15 protein-coding genes and 2 tRNA genes are annotated in these 12289 nt (G+C 42.4%); 9 read left to right on the top strand and 8 right to left on the bottom strand.

Going from position 1 to position 12289, the window contains the following annotated elements; translation table 11 throughout:
- Positions 1-27: 27 nt before the first annotated feature.
- Together ACLWBD_RS00490 and ACLWBD_RS00485 are read right to left on the bottom strand one after the other, a co-directional pair.
- Positions 28-840: a hypothetical protein gene (locus tag ACLWBD_RS00490; RefSeq protein ID WP_413569185.1), complete on the bottom strand. Its 813-nt coding sequence runs from the start codon at positions 838-840 to the stop codon at positions 28-30.
- 155 nt (positions 841-995) lie between these two features.
- Positions 996-1187: a hypothetical protein gene (locus ACLWBD_RS00485; RefSeq protein ID WP_413569184.1), complete on the bottom strand. Its 192-nt coding sequence runs from the start codon at positions 1185-1187 to the stop codon at positions 996-998.
- Between the two features lie 85 nt (positions 1188-1272).
- On the opposite strand from ACLWBD_RS00485, the gene ACLWBD_RS00480 reads away from it, so the two are divergent.
- The 3 genes from ACLWBD_RS00480 to ACLWBD_RS00470 all read left to right on the top strand — a co-directional run bounded on the left by ACLWBD_RS00480 (position 1273) and on the right by ACLWBD_RS00470 (position 2783).
- On the top strand, positions 1273-1953 hold the full coding sequence (locus ACLWBD_RS00480; RefSeq protein WP_413569183.1) for a recombinase family protein: 681 nt from the start codon (positions 1273-1275) through the stop codon (positions 1951-1953).
- A gap of 82 nt (positions 1954-2035) precedes the next feature.
- On the top strand, positions 2036-2320 hold the full coding sequence (locus tag ACLWBD_RS00475; protein WP_413569182.1) for a helix-turn-helix domain-containing protein: 285 nt from the start codon (positions 2036-2038) through the stop codon (positions 2318-2320).
- 16 nt (positions 2321-2336) lie between these two features.
- On the top strand, positions 2337-2783 hold the full coding sequence (locus ACLWBD_RS00470; protein ID WP_413569181.1) for a hypothetical protein: 447 nt from the start codon (positions 2337-2339) through the stop codon (positions 2781-2783).
- Positions 2784-3057: 274 nt separating this feature from the next.
- Here ACLWBD_RS00470 and ACLWBD_RS00465 read toward each other — a convergent pair whose 3' ends face one another.
- Positions 3058-3210, bottom strand: a complete 153-nt coding sequence (locus tag ACLWBD_RS00465) for a hypothetical protein (RefSeq protein ID WP_413569180.1) — start codon at positions 3208-3210, stop codon at positions 3058-3060.
- Between the two features lie 111 nt (positions 3211-3321).
- Here ACLWBD_RS00465 and ACLWBD_RS00460 point away from each other — a divergent pair, with 111 nt between their 5' ends.
- Genes ACLWBD_RS00460 through ACLWBD_RS00445 form a run of 4 tightly spaced genes read left to right on the top strand, consistent with a single transcriptional unit; the run spans position 3322 to position 7206 of the window.
- Positions 3322-3531, top strand: a complete 210-nt coding sequence (locus ACLWBD_RS00460; protein ID WP_413569179.1) for a hypothetical protein — start codon at positions 3322-3324, stop codon at positions 3529-3531.
- Positions 3528-5612, top strand: a complete 2085-nt coding sequence (locus tag ACLWBD_RS00455; protein ID WP_413569178.1) for an AAA family ATPase — start codon at positions 3528-3530, stop codon at positions 5610-5612. The genes ACLWBD_RS00460 and ACLWBD_RS00455 overlap by 4 nt, the downstream gene beginning before the upstream one ends.
- Positions 5613-5620: 8 nt before the next feature.
- Complete coding sequence (locus ACLWBD_RS00450) at positions 5621-5947, top strand: helix-turn-helix domain-containing protein (protein ID WP_413569177.1); 327 nt, start codon at positions 5621-5623, stop codon at positions 5945-5947.
- Positions 5944-7206 carry a tyrosine-type recombinase/integrase gene (locus ACLWBD_RS00445; protein ID WP_413569176.1) on the top strand — a complete coding sequence of 421 codons (1263 nt, stop codon included), beginning with the start codon at positions 5944-5946 and terminating at the stop codon, positions 7204-7206. The genes ACLWBD_RS00450 and ACLWBD_RS00445 overlap by 4 nt, the downstream gene beginning before the upstream one ends.
- 51 nt (positions 7207-7257) lie before the next feature.
- Here ACLWBD_RS00445 and ACLWBD_RS00440 read toward each other — a convergent pair.
- A tRNA-Arg gene (locus ACLWBD_RS00440) sits at positions 7258-7334 on the bottom strand.
- A gap of 144 nt (positions 7335-7478) precedes the next feature.
- Between ACLWBD_RS00440 and ACLWBD_RS00435 the strand changes: the two genes are divergently transcribed.
- Positions 7479-7571 (top strand) — tRNA-Ser (locus ACLWBD_RS00435).
- 100 nt (positions 7572-7671) lie between these two features.
- A complete protein-coding gene (locus tag ACLWBD_RS00430) occupies positions 7672-7881 on the top strand; it encodes a SlyX family protein (RefSeq protein WP_063205902.1) in 210 nt (69 codons plus the stop codon).
- 3 nt (positions 7882-7884) lie between these two features.
- On the opposite strand, the gene queF is transcribed toward ACLWBD_RS00430, so the two are convergent.
- The 4 genes from queF to ACLWBD_RS00410 are packed head-to-tail and all read right to left on the bottom strand — an operon-like array spanning position 7885 to position 12283.
- Positions 7885-8397: a preQ(1) synthase gene (gene queF, locus ACLWBD_RS00425; protein WP_063205900.1), complete on the bottom strand. Its 513-nt coding sequence runs from the start codon at positions 8395-8397 to the stop codon at positions 7885-7887.
- A gap of 40 nt (positions 8398-8437) precedes the next feature.
- Positions 8438-8923 (bottom strand): hypothetical protein, encoded by a 486-nt coding sequence (locus tag ACLWBD_RS00420; protein ID WP_413569175.1) that lies wholly within the window; start codon positions 8921-8923, stop codon positions 8438-8440.
- On the bottom strand, positions 8920-10257 hold the full coding sequence (locus ACLWBD_RS00415) for a hypothetical protein (RefSeq protein ID WP_413569174.1): 1338 nt from the start codon (positions 10255-10257) through the stop codon (positions 8920-8922). The genes ACLWBD_RS00420 and ACLWBD_RS00415 overlap by 4 nt, the downstream gene beginning before the upstream one ends.
- Positions 10247-12283, bottom strand: a complete 2037-nt coding sequence (locus ACLWBD_RS00410) for a hypothetical protein (protein ID WP_413569173.1) — start codon at positions 12281-12283, stop codon at positions 10247-10249. The genes ACLWBD_RS00415 and ACLWBD_RS00410 overlap by 11 nt, the downstream gene beginning before the upstream one ends.
- Between the last annotated feature and the right edge of the window lie 6 nt (positions 12284-12289).

The following is a 12289-nucleotide window of genomic DNA, read 5'->3' as shown; positions in this document are numbered from 1 at the left end:
CGATACAACACTGCGCACTAAAAACATCTATGAGACGGGCTCTCCGACCTCATATTCACGGTCAGATGGCCCAAGGGTAACAACATCTGCCTGTACTTGCTTAAGATATTGAAGAACTAATTGTCCAATGGATATATAAGCTGCCTTTACGAATTTCCGGAGCGGATCTGTATCTGGATTTGAAGGTGTCATTCCCATTTTCTCAATCAAAAAAGTTTCCACGGCTGCATCCGCAAAAAGAAAACTTATTTGCTCGAGACTTGATCCATTCGTAAAATAGGCTCGCCCGTCGGGACGGATAGTTGAATTAAAAAAAGCTTTTTTATAATTATCCGATAAATGACTGTTATCACAATAATGAAAAGAAATATTATCTCTTACATTTGAAATCTTATTTCGTAGCTGCTTAGTTTCTTCATCACGCTCATCAACTATGTTTCTTGCAAGGCTCTTAAGTTGCTCCCATGTATGCTGATAGCTAGTATCTAATTTTGCCATCGCTCTCGCTATTTCTGAATCCTCCAGAACCTCTTTCTTTTTCTCTAACAAAACAAGAACTTCATTTAGAGCCCCTGCGAGATAGCGATAAAGCATCCATCTATAACTCGAATACTGTCCAAATCTTGCAGAAACATATCCATTATTTGGCGACTTTGGTGGAAACTCACCAACAACCTCCCAGAAAAAAAGAAGTGCTTTGAAATCATTATGAGCAAGTGAAAGCGACAAAATAAAATCATCCTGGTCTTTTCTAGTCGGATCAGAAAACAGTTTCTTTGATGAAAAGTAGGCGAGTTTCCCCAGGTTATAGTGCAGAACGCTATCCTCTTTAAGTGCCATTATTTATTCCTTTCCTAGACGATGGCGCGACAGTTGACCGTCTATCGCTCTAGTCTAGAGCAAGTTTAAAATTGATTGGGTTTGATCTAACTATCTGAAATAACTAATGACTTACTTCAGATTGTAATTACGACCTTACTGATTCCTTTACACAGCTAGATTCCGTCAACAAATGATTGAACAAGCTCCTCGACTACGGACGCCATTGAAACACCACTTTTTTCGCACTTAGCTTTCAGCTCTTGCATCATGGAGTCAGACAATCGAAAGGTATAGTTCGACTTCTTTTGCGCCTGTTCTTTATCTTTAATTTTTCTAATCACGTCCTTAGACACGACCTTTTTCATATTATCCTCCTGATAATTTGTACAATATTTTTATACAATACGTTTTATATTGTGTTTATGAAATACGAAGAATATAGCACCAAATATGGACAAACGTATTGCTATATATTTGCGAGTTTCCACCCAAGGTCAAAATACCGAACTACAGGTCGCTGAAATTCAATCTTTCTTAGCGGCACGCGGCTGGCGTAATTATCAAGTTTATGAAGACAAATGCACAGGAACCACGGCGACTCGTCCAGCTCTTAAGGAGCTGCTTAAAAACGCACGACTAAGAAGGCACGACATCATTGTATGTTGGAAAATGGACCGACTATTTCGCTCTCTGAAAGATTTGGTGGGCACACTACAAGAGTTTGATGAACTTGGCATTGAGTTCATTTCTCTTAAAGACAGTATTGACATGACAACAGCGTCGGGGCGCCTAATGACCCATCTCCTAGCTGCATTCGCTGAGTTTGAGGCATCGCTAATCAATGAACGAGTAATGGCAGGGCTCGAGAATGCCCGAAGAAAAGGAAAAATCCTGGGACGCCCGAAAATCATTAACAGCGAGCAAGTTCTTCTTTTACGAGGACAAGGATTGTCGCTATCACAAATTGCAGAGCGCTTGAAAGTAACAAAGTCAGCCGTTTCCAAAACCTTAAAAAAATCGACTCTGCAAACTATTGAAAATACTAAACCTGAATTTTTAAAAACGACGGTTGAAAAAACATTAGTTTTGGAAACCCCTGACCGTAGCGGAAATCAATCAGCATTGACTTAAAAACAAGTGATGTTGATTTATTAGGGCTAGTCGTTGATTAGGACTCCTCAAACTGAAAGAACTTTGCCGACATAGACAAACGATGATTTTAAAGAACCAGCTAAAACTTTTTTTAGAGCATAAAGAACTGTCTGCGACGCAGCTATCGAAAAGAAGCGGCGTCAGCAAGCAGGTTATCTCTTTGTGGCTCGCAGGTGGCAGCCCAAGAAAGTTAGAGCAAATCAAAAGCGTTGCCGAAACGCTTGATACCACCATTGACCACCTTTGCTTTGGAAGTGGCTTGCATTCGCAATCCGACGAACCACAACTAACTGGCACGGACTGGTTCTCCGGTATCTTTGAAATGAAAATTCGTCGTTTGAAATAATCCAAAAGGAGATATCATGTTTAAAGTATTTCTATTTGCGTCTTTAATATTTCTAGTTTCTTCCAACTACACGTTTGCAAAAAAGAACACAGCCTCCTCAAATAAAACTGAATCTGTCGATGGTATCGACTTTACTCCCGATGAAGACAGCAGCTCAACAAGCCCAAAATTGAAAGACATTGAAAGAACTGAGGCTTTCGATGACGCCATCGATAAGATTAAAAAAGCGAAGGTCGCCATAGAAACGATGAGCAAGAATTTCCACACCCAATGCTTAAAAGCCTTCGGCAATGATGTATTCTGTTCCTGTGTTACGGAAAATCGCCCTTCTGGAGTCGACTTCGTGAGGTACATTGCATTTACAATTACCCCCAAAGAGGACGGTGGATACAATCAGCTCACAAAGGATGCAAGAGCCCTCATCGACAAAACAATTCAAGCGCGAGATAAATGCGTTAAATAAGAATGCCTATCGCGAGAAAATTTTTCGGATAGACTTCCCAAATAGCTATCAGAAATTTTCCACAAACAAGGGGGGGGGAGGGGTGAGCCTTCCCTTTATTTTCTACTGAACCGTCCATCGCACTAAAATTTTTTCGGCAATGACTACATGTGCTCAGACCTTGGTCTGCTGAAAAAATTATTAACTAACACTCCGAAAACTCTCGAGAAGTCTTCTTCAAATTGATTAGAGCAAATCATCAAACGCTAATTTTACAAAACTCAATTGACGATGCCTACTTTGATGTAACAGCATCAAGTCCAAGAAGAGTGCCGAAATACTTTTCTTCTTCCGCCGAAATGGTCGTATTCCCGTCGCTGACGAAATAGCGTCCCCGTGCATGGAATTGCACACCTCGCTGCAACCGAAATTCAGCGAACTTAAACAAGTAGTTCTCTTAAATAACTCTGCGCAAAGAAGCGCACGGTAGTGAGAGCTGGATGGCGGGATGGGAAACACTTCTATTTTACACCTGCCTCACTACCAGAAGGCAGGAAGCATGAATAAAGATAAAAAAGCAGACCTCATCGAGGAAGCAATTCAAGAATGCCGCTCGATTGTACTGCATACCATTCAATTTGAACTCAACGATTCTCCCCACTGGCATTCAATTCGTTCAAGAATTTTGAGAGCCTTTGGTGATAAAGGCTTGAGTGCACGCGTTCAAAAAATCTTCGCTGAAAAAGATAACAGCGGAGGTTCTAAATGAACTTTCAAGACTTTATTTCAGCTCTCGGAGCTAAAAAGACAGGCAGTGGGTATATAGCTCGCTGCCCTGCCCACGACGATCAAAACCCATCATTTTCAATCAATGAGGCTCCTAATGGTAAACCGCTATTCAAATGTCTCAGCGGATGCTCGCAATCTGACGTCATTGAAGCACTGACGGCAAAGGGCCTTTGGAACTCAAAAAAGGATCAGAGCGTGAAAACAAAAAAAGGTAATACAAAAAAAGAAAAAGATAACTTGAAAGAAATCAATCTTGAGGAAGTTACTCAGAGAGCTAAAAGCTATTTCCAATCCATGACACCTGAAATGTTAGAATATCTTGCAGATCGGGGCATTTCTCAGAAGACGGTTACATCATTTGGATTGGGAAAAAAAGGAGATCGTCTAAGTATTCCTGTATTTGGTGCTGATGGAAAGGTTGAAGATATTCGTCTTCATCTTCCAAAACATAAAAGAACAAAAAAGACACCAAAAATACTGCCCGATGAAAATACGGACCCAAGCTGTAAGCTTTTCCCGTATCAAGTTTTGACTTGGCTGAAGAAGGCAAAATTCTACCATGACAACCTTGAAAAGCTTGAGATTCTTGACAAAGTTGATGACCTTGGAAGTCTGTCGACTCAACGATTTGTACCACTTTTAGTTATTTGTGAGGGCGAGCTAGATGCACTTTCAGCCCTCTCATACGGATTACCCGCCATCACAAACACTTGTGGCGCCGGATCTTGGGATGATGATTTTTCAAGCGCCATCAAAGAAATTATCGATCTTGGAATTGCTGTAGTTATTCTGATGGATAACGATGCTGCTGGCGATACTGGAAGAGATTTAAGGGTCCAATCAATTACTGCTCTCGGTTGCAAAGTCCATGTCGCAGAATGGATCGAGAGACCGACTGGTCACGATTTGCAGGACGAGCTTAAAAATTATGGATTAGACGGAGTTCTGACTTTAATCGAAGAGTCGAAAATACATTCTGACATTGTATATATGAATGAAGTTGAAGCTGAAAAAATCGATTGGCTCTTCGAGCCTTACATTGCCCTAGGAAAGGTTTCTCTAATTGAGGGTGAACCAGGGATCGGTAAAAGTTTTCTTTCATTGGCCATCGCAGCATCGATTTCCAAAGGCGGCGGCGACTTACCTGCCAATAAGAATACGCTGCCTGTTCAAAAAACATTGCTGATGAGTGCAGAGGACGGGTTAGGAGACACCGTAAAGCCAAGACTTCTTAACATGAATGCTGATCTTTCAAAGATCTTTGCTCCTTCTGACGTCTTCACGTTAGATGATAAAGGTTTCGAGTTACTGGAAAAGCTTATTGTTAGAGAAAAGGCTTCATTTGTAATTTTAGATCCAATGACACCCCTCTTAAAAGCTGGGACAGATGTTAATAAGGCAGTTGATATGCGTCCGTTCTTTAAGCGCCTTACTGGCATCGCCAAACGATATCACTGTGCCATTGTAGTAAATCGTCACTTGGCGAAGAACACTGAACAAAAAGGTGTTTCACGTGGATTGGGATCAATTGATATTGCAGCGGCTGTGAGATCAATTGTTCAAGTTACAGCTCCAGATCAAAAAGACAAATCATTACGTCAGGTAGAACATGTAAAATGTAATATTGCCGCAAAAGGAAAGCCATTTACCTACTTTCTGAAGCAAGACAAATTCTCCTGGGGCGGAACAATGGAGGAGGTTCTAAACGCGAAGGACGAACAATCTGGAGCGATGGATCTCGCATGTAACTTTCTTCTTGAAGTACTAAAAAATGGGCCAATGAAATCAACCGATCTCGATGCCTTGGCAGAAAGTAGATTTATTTCAAAGAGCACTCTAAATAGAGCGAAGAAAAAACTTAAACCAAAGGTCGCTTCCAAACTGGTCATACAAGAAGATGACAAATACTGGATCGTTTTTTTTGAAGGTCACAACTTCCAGCATAATAAACCCTATTGGAATGAATCGGCAACAGATCGAGAAGATCAAGAACAGCAAGATTCTCAAGAATATCAGGATTCTCAAACTGACGATGAACCTTCAACCAATGATGGCATGTGAGGTGCGAAATGAATTCATCGCTGAGATTCAACTACCACAACCTCCGAGAGAATATTTTTCTATCGGAGCCTAAGGTCGGTCCCACAGTGACTATTGATAAAAACAAAGAATCAGCTTCACAACAGGCCATTGGCACGTTAGAAGCCTTTCCAATCAAGCTCTTTGACAATCAATTGTTCAGCTATAAGGAGGCTGCTCGGTATTTGCGCCTGAGTGAAGTCTATCTTCGTAAACTCAAAGCGAAGGGTAAAATCCCATTCGTCGAAGTCGGAAGAGGAATTCGCTTTCGTGTTTCTTCTCTTAACGCGTGGATTGCGGAAAGAGAGATCAAATGAAACGTAAATACGAAGCAGTCAAAAACAACACGGGAATCTATAAAGTTCTCGTGTCAGAGGACGGTAAGTCTTGGAAAGAACCAACGAGAGGTTGCAGATATGCAGCTTCTCGTTACGAAGGCGGCGGCGAATCACTTCAAAGATCAAAAAAACATTTTCGTACTTTTGAGGATGCAAAGAATTTTCGCCAAAAGCTCGAACCTGTTTCCAGCCCCCTACCGTTACAAAACAAACCAGAAGAGTCTCCATCGAAAAACTTCTTCTCATTTGAAGATGCTATTGCCCTTTACGAGAAAGCCACGCTGTCGAATAAGGCGGCCTCTACACAAACCCGTTATCATCACTATAAGAAGCATCTTGCATTTTTTAACGGCATGTCTGTGGAGACCATCGATACGATCACGATCGACAACTGGATTGCCTGGTTGAAGCGCCCCGAGTATCTGGCAACTCAACATTCTACACGTTGCAGTTTTAAGTCAGAGTTTACGGTCCTTCGTAATATTCTGAATACCTATACTTCGCGTATCAATCGCAACTTCCGAATGCCCTTTATTAAAGAGCACAGAGCAGCTATCAAAGTAAAGGCACCCGCTTTAGTCGTGAAAGACTTAACTCCCGAAGAGCTTAAGAAGTTTTTAGAGGCGCTTAAAGAAGTATGCCTGAATACGAAATGGGAGTTCGTCTACTATCTCGCACTCATGCAGTATTTCACTTATTTACGCATCCAAGAGGCGACAGCCTTGCACTATGAAGACTTCAACTTTGCCCGAAATGAAATCACTCTGAGCAAGAAAATCATGTTTGGAAGAAGTCATAAGGAACAAACTATTTTGGTCTCTGGTTCAAAAGCTAATGGCGGTAAGATTCTTCCGATGTCAGAGATGGCGAGTCGAACATTCAGAGAATGGACTGTCCGCTCAGGCATCAGAAGCGGCCCACTATTCGCTTTTAAAGGCGCATGGCCGCGCTATCGCTTGATTGAATATCGTTACAGCCAAGCCCTTCAAAAAGCGGGTCTAAATCAGTCTGCAACCCACATTTTGCGCCACGCATCACTGACGGAAGCACAAGAGACTTCTAGGGACCTCAATCAAACAAAGTTTCTGGCGGGACATCAGAGCATCAAGACCACAGAAAGATACGCCAAAGTACGAACCCATCAAATCAGAGAAACTCAGAACAAGTTCGATGAAAAGATGTCGGGTGTACTAGACGGTTCGCAATGGTTCGCAAATGAAGCTACAAACGGAGTTTGATTTTTCTAAGTATTCAATTTTAGGGGTATTTTCGATATATGGGAGAAAAAATGGTGCACTCGAGAGGATTCGAACCTCTGACCACATGATTCGTAGTCATGTACTCTATCCAGCTGAGCTACGAGTGCACTGTGAAAGAGAAGTATAGATAGACTGCGGCCAGGGAAAAATCAAGCATTCTTGCTAAATTTACAAAAAGAATAAGGCCAAATCCTTGATTAAAGGGGCTCGCTATGGCAGTTTGGTTTCTCAGTCGAATTAAAACCGACCGCGGAAAGGTGGGTGAGTGGCTGAAACCAAGCGTTTGCTAAACGCTCGTACACTCAAAAGGTGTACCGCGGGTTCAAATCCCGCCCTTTCCGCCATTTTCTTTATCTCTATTTACATCCCTGAAGAAACAACACTGCTATAAAAAAGGCACACAAACTACTTTGATGTCGTAGCCATTGGCCTTATAAACCTCGCATGGACGAACAACGTTTTATCGATATCGAAACTAAATTGGCTCACCAAGAAATGATCGTGGAAGAACTAAACCAAGTTCTTTACCAACAACAAAAGACGATCGACCAACTGGAAAAGATGGTTCAAGGATTAACTGCGAAACTAAAAGAGCTGATGACGGATGAAAGCGGCCTTGAGATTCGTGGTCACGAAAAGCCGCCTCACTACTAGATTCTAATAAAGCTTTGAAAGCTCCATGGAGTACTTGCCTGGAGCATATTCGCTCAAACGTTTCTTATACAAATCTTGGAAGAACTTATCTTTAACCGCGTAGCTCGCGTAAGGATAAATCGCGATTCCCCCGCGCGGAGTGAACTCCCCAACGACTTCGATATATTTCGGTTTCATGAGCGCCACAAGATCGTCACAAATTGTTTGCACACAGTCTTCGTGGAAATCACCGTGATTGCGGAAGCTGAAAAGATAGAGTTTCAACGACTTTGATTCGACCATCTTTTTGTCAGCGATGTAGTTAACAAAAATTTTAGCGAAATCAGGTTGGCGAGTCTTTGGGCACAAAGAAGTGAACTCGGTACAAACAAATGTCGTCCAAGCAATTTTGCCTGGATTCTTATTATCGAAAGCTTCCAATATCTCAGGAGCATATGTCTCTGGATATTGAGTTTGGTTTTCGCCTAAGGCGAAGTTAGCTAGTTCTTTTGCGTCTCGGCCAGTTTTCTTTTTCATAGGCGCTCTTTTATTGCAATGGGTGATGAATAGCAATGCCTTACTTCTTTTTAGGCTTCTTGGAAGAGGATTTTTCAGCCTTCCTATCACAGCTTTCCTCTTTTACGAGCTTCATTCCTGAATCCATGTCTGGATGAAGTGGATCTGGAACTCGCTCCTTGATATCATCTCTCATAAAGCGAGCCGTATAAGGTTTATCTTCAGAAGTAAGCTCTTTAATTTCTTCAGCGGTCTTCGTCGACTCTATTTTTCCCCGATAGGTTTTTACGGGTTCAAAAAGTTTCCCCTTCAAAGTGACTGCAGTGTCTTTGTAGACACTTGCTACTTCGGCTAGGTCCGGAGCCAAAGAGAATATTGTCTCGCTCATAGAGCCTTCATAGAGCTTGAGGACGAATTTCCCTTCGTGTTGTTTTATAATTCCTTTGAACTCATATTCGCCGCATTTGAATTTTTCATCTGCATTAGTAATGCCGGATAAACAAAGAATCCACATCATCAACAGACTTTTCCACAGGTGTTTTTTCATAACTTAAAGTCCCTACACGGATTAGGTTTTTTATTTTCCGCTGAATATATTTTGTAAAGTTCATCGTAAACTTCACGCTCGGCTTTCGCGACATTCATCGCTTTATCATGTAAAGTCTTATCATTCCGGAAGCTTGAACGAAGTGTTTGCCATTTTTTAAACGAGGCAGTGTTGATGTACTTTTGGTACGTCGCCAATTCGATAGCTTCTTTTGGACTAAGACCATTGGATTTTTTCTTTGCTGTAAGTGCCGTCACGCCAGAAATAAACTGCTCTTTCGTTCCACACATTTTCGTATCGGCAACATTAATACACTCGCGCTTGTTGAGCTTTTCTGCTTCCTCTTGAGATTGAATAAGCTTGTCTCGAGCAGCATTGTAGTCATCTAATGCGGCCTTCATTTTATCAATGACTGGTTGATTTTTGCTTTTATCAAGGCCCACTTGCACTCGTGCGTACTTATAGTAGCTTTGAAATCCGGCAGCTTTATCAACTTTTTTGAGGTCACTCACGAGCCGCAGGAAAGGAAGAGAGCTGGAGCCATAGCAAGATATCTCACTCAAAGGTATATCTGCAAGTTGGTCGGAACCCATTAATGATTCTGTTAAAAATTTCGTCGCATTGAAGGCTCTTTTTCCAGCATCAGTTGAAATTTGGGGAGCACCTAAAACTAAAGCTCGCTGATCTTTGCGACTGGTTAAAAAGGCATTCTCTAATGAATTTCCTTTCGTTAAAAGCTGGCCAAACTTATCTCCAGAGATATTCCAAGCGACTCCTTCGCCGCCCATTGAAACCACGCAAGTCTTGTCCGAACCAAGAGAAGTTACGGGACCTGAATGACAGGACATATCTACGATTCCCAACTGAACACCCTTGGCTTCAGCAAGGTCTCGAAGAGTCTTTAGTTCATCCATGTCGAAGTCAGTATCGGTTGTGGTGACGCTATGAGTGCGTTGGCCGTCTTTTTGTTTGGCTCCATGAGTGGCCACCGTAATGAGAAGCTGATCTCCCGATTTTAAGTCTCCGCTTTGAATTCGTTGCTTAAGTGAAGCAATCTCGGCCTTCATATTCTGAGCGGTCATGGGTTTGTTGGCGCCTTTAAACATGTCTTCAGCAAGAGCTTCAGAAATATGGTGTCCTCCATCGAAATAAGAGCGTGCCTTCCATCCGCTACCTTCTTTAAAAGGCGCAAAGTTTCCATAGGTCGCATCAAAGATGGTGGTTTGACCTTCGGGTTCGCCCCCGCCGCCGAAAAAAACAATTTCTTTTTTTGCAAAAGCTGAAATTGAAATCGCCGTTACAAAAATTCCCAGGGCGATTTTTCTACTGAACATCCCTCACTCCAGAATATCGTGCTAACCAATAAGCATAAAGGTAATCGACGCCCGCCTGCTCAACTCCACGGTTGTGAGCTTCGGTATAAGCAAACGCTGAATCCTTCCAAAGAAATCCGCTCGAAAAAGCACTGAGTTCAAACACCGGATAGCTGTAAAGACCTTGATAGAAATAAGAAACTGGTGGTTCGGGTTTCTTTAGCGACTTCCAGAAAAGTCTTGGGATTGGCGACATACACCAATCTGGACGAAGTGAATGATCAATATTCACATCTAAGTTTGGACGAGGATAAGGAATCTCTCTTAATCCCCAAACGGATTCTCTTAGTGCCTCACTGAAACGAACTTCGCTGCTTTCTTTGCGGAAGTCCCCACCGCGAGTTCCGTGTCTATATGCGAATCCGTAAGCTGCGATTGTAAGCAGATGTCGTCGTGCGGGCTGATAAGTGACCCACGCATCCATCAAGCGCTCGCGCATTTTGTCGCGAAGCTCTGTTTCCTTAAGCATGTCCGCGATCATGATGTCAGTGACATCGCCAACCATACTCAAGTTGATTCCGCTCCAGTCGGCAGAGCCATGCCAGTAAAACGTTGTATCGAAGTTCAATCCTACTTTTACTTTCAATTTATCAAACGACTTTAGATAGCGTTCTTTGAAAGAAGATTCGCCAGTAAACAGTGTTGCAAGTCCTAGCGCCGCTGGCATATTCTGGGGCTTTTCCGACATGATTCTTAAATCGGGAAGATGGCGAGATTTTTCGCGAAGTTCGTTCCAAATTTCTGTATCGGAAGTTGGAATAACAAGGCTTGCCCAAAGAAATCCATGTGTAATTCCTTTGACCATGTCGTTATTTCCGCCCTCGAGCCAAATAAGGTTCTCATGCTTTCCCTTACCGCGATGCCATTTCTGAGGAATTGGGTTTTGCGGGTTGTAGATAGCAAGAGTGCGGGCGAATTCTTTATTGTCACCCGTGATCTCCATCAATGTCATAAGACCTTTAACGGATTTACGCACGTTCTGAAGAGCTTCAGACTCTTTGGTGTCTAAGTAGCGCATCGCTTGAGATGCCACATACATGCCTGTCCACAAAGCTGAATCACCATCGGGACTGTAAGAGATAAATCTTCCTTGTTCATCCAGGACCGCATGAGAAACCATTCCTGCTTCGTTGATATGAAAGTCTTTGGCATTTTTGTCGTAGCCATGTGCTTTGTCGGGAAGGGTTGGAGAGTATGCATTACGCTTAACGACAGCCTCTGTGATGCTAATGTCATCCGTAATTTTATTAGTTACGCGGATGATATCTTTGTTGTTACGGTAAAATTCAAAATCGGTTGGATCAAAAACAATATAAGGATGTTCATCCTTAAACTCAGAACGATTCTTATAGGATTTTACTAACGGATCTTTGTCGTATCCGATATCCATCTTGAACAGCTTAATCACGCCACGAACTGCGATCGGGATAGATTTGCCTTTGGCATCCAAGTTCTTACGCTCATTCACCCACAAAGGACGAGCTTCCAAATTTCTTCGAGTGGTAATCCACTCCGAGTATTCAGATTCTTTTTTATCACTGAACTTTGTTGATAGACCGGCAGCTGAAGTAACAAATCTAGAAAGAATGCTGACGGGAGCGCGAAATTCAGATGGATCTCTTTTTAATGTTCCCAATTTTGTGATGAAGTCGGCTTGTTTGATGTCATAGGAAATCGTCAGCGTGTTTGCCGAAGCGACGGCTTTCCCGGTCCACACTTCCTGCACTCTTAATCCATCAAAAAAGTAATTGATGTAAGTCACGACACGCACAACATTGAATGTGCCGTCGTTCGATTTACGAAGCTCTAATTCACCATTATAAGGTCCACGCGTAGAGGAAGTTCCTTGTAAAAACCAGATACCTTCCATGCCGCCCGAGGCCTGCAAAGAAGCGATATCACGAGGAATCTGCTTTTCTTTGTGAGTGCAAGATCCTAAAACAACAACGCTCAAAAATAGAAAGAGGAATGAACTCAATGATTTCATTCCTCT

Origin of the sequence: Bdellovibrio sp. HCB117, assembly GCF_047305915.1 — a bacterium.
GTDB classification, from domain to species: Bacteria; Bdellovibrionota; Bdellovibrionia; order Bdellovibrionales; family Bdellovibrionaceae; genus Bdellovibrio; species Bdellovibrio bacteriovorus_B.
This window is presented reverse-complemented; position numbering and strand designations above follow the sequence as displayed.

Bases quoted from the DNA above. Each gene is read 5' to 3' on its own strand.
- ACLWBD_RS00475 (WP_413569182.1), top strand. From the start codon at position 2,036: ATGATTTTAAAGAACCAGCTAAAACTTTTTTTAGAGCATAAAGAACTG.
- ACLWBD_RS00485 (WP_413569184.1), bottom strand. From the start codon at position 1,187: ATGAAAAAGGTCGTGTCTAAGGACGTGATTAGAAAAATTAAAGATAAA.
- ACLWBD_RS00445 (WP_413569176.1), top strand. From the start codon at position 5,944: ATGAAACGTAAATACGAAGCAGTCAAAAACAACACGGGAATCTATAAA.
- ACLWBD_RS00470 (WP_413569181.1), top strand. From the start codon at position 2,337: ATGTTTAAAGTATTTCTATTTGCGTCTTTAATATTTCTAGTTTCTTCC.
- ACLWBD_RS00450 (WP_413569177.1), top strand. From the start codon at position 5,621: ATGAATTCATCGCTGAGATTCAACTACCACAACCTCCGAGAGAATATT.
- ACLWBD_RS00415 (WP_413569174.1), bottom strand. From the start codon at position 10,257: ATGTTCAGTAGAAAAATCGCCCTGGGAATTTTTGTAACGGCGATTTCA.
- ACLWBD_RS00420 (WP_413569175.1), bottom strand. From the start codon at position 8,923: ATGAAAAAACACCTGTGGAAAAGTCTGTTGATGATGTGGATTCTTTGT.
- ACLWBD_RS00410 (WP_413569173.1), bottom strand. From the start codon at position 12,283: ATGAAATCATTGAGTTCATTCCTCTTTCTATTTTTGAGCGTTGTTGTT.
- ACLWBD_RS00460 (WP_413569179.1), top strand. From the start codon at position 3,322: ATGAATAAAGATAAAAAAGCAGACCTCATCGAGGAAGCAATTCAAGAA.
- ACLWBD_RS00455 (WP_413569178.1), top strand. From the start codon at position 3,528: ATGAACTTTCAAGACTTTATTTCAGCTCTCGGAGCTAAAAAGACAGGC.
- ACLWBD_RS00430 (WP_063205902.1), top strand. From the start codon at position 7,672: ATGGACGAACAACGTTTTATCGATATCGAAACTAAATTGGCTCACCAA.
- queF (WP_063205900.1), bottom strand. From the start codon at position 8,397: ATGAAAAAGAAAACTGGCCGAGACGCAAAAGAACTAGCTAACTTCGCC.
- ACLWBD_RS00490 (WP_413569185.1), bottom strand. From the start codon at position 840: ATGGCACTTAAAGAGGATAGCGTTCTGCACTATAACCTGGGGAAACTC.
- ACLWBD_RS00480 (WP_413569183.1), top strand. From the start codon at position 1,273: ATGGACAAACGTATTGCTATATATTTGCGAGTTTCCACCCAAGGTCAA.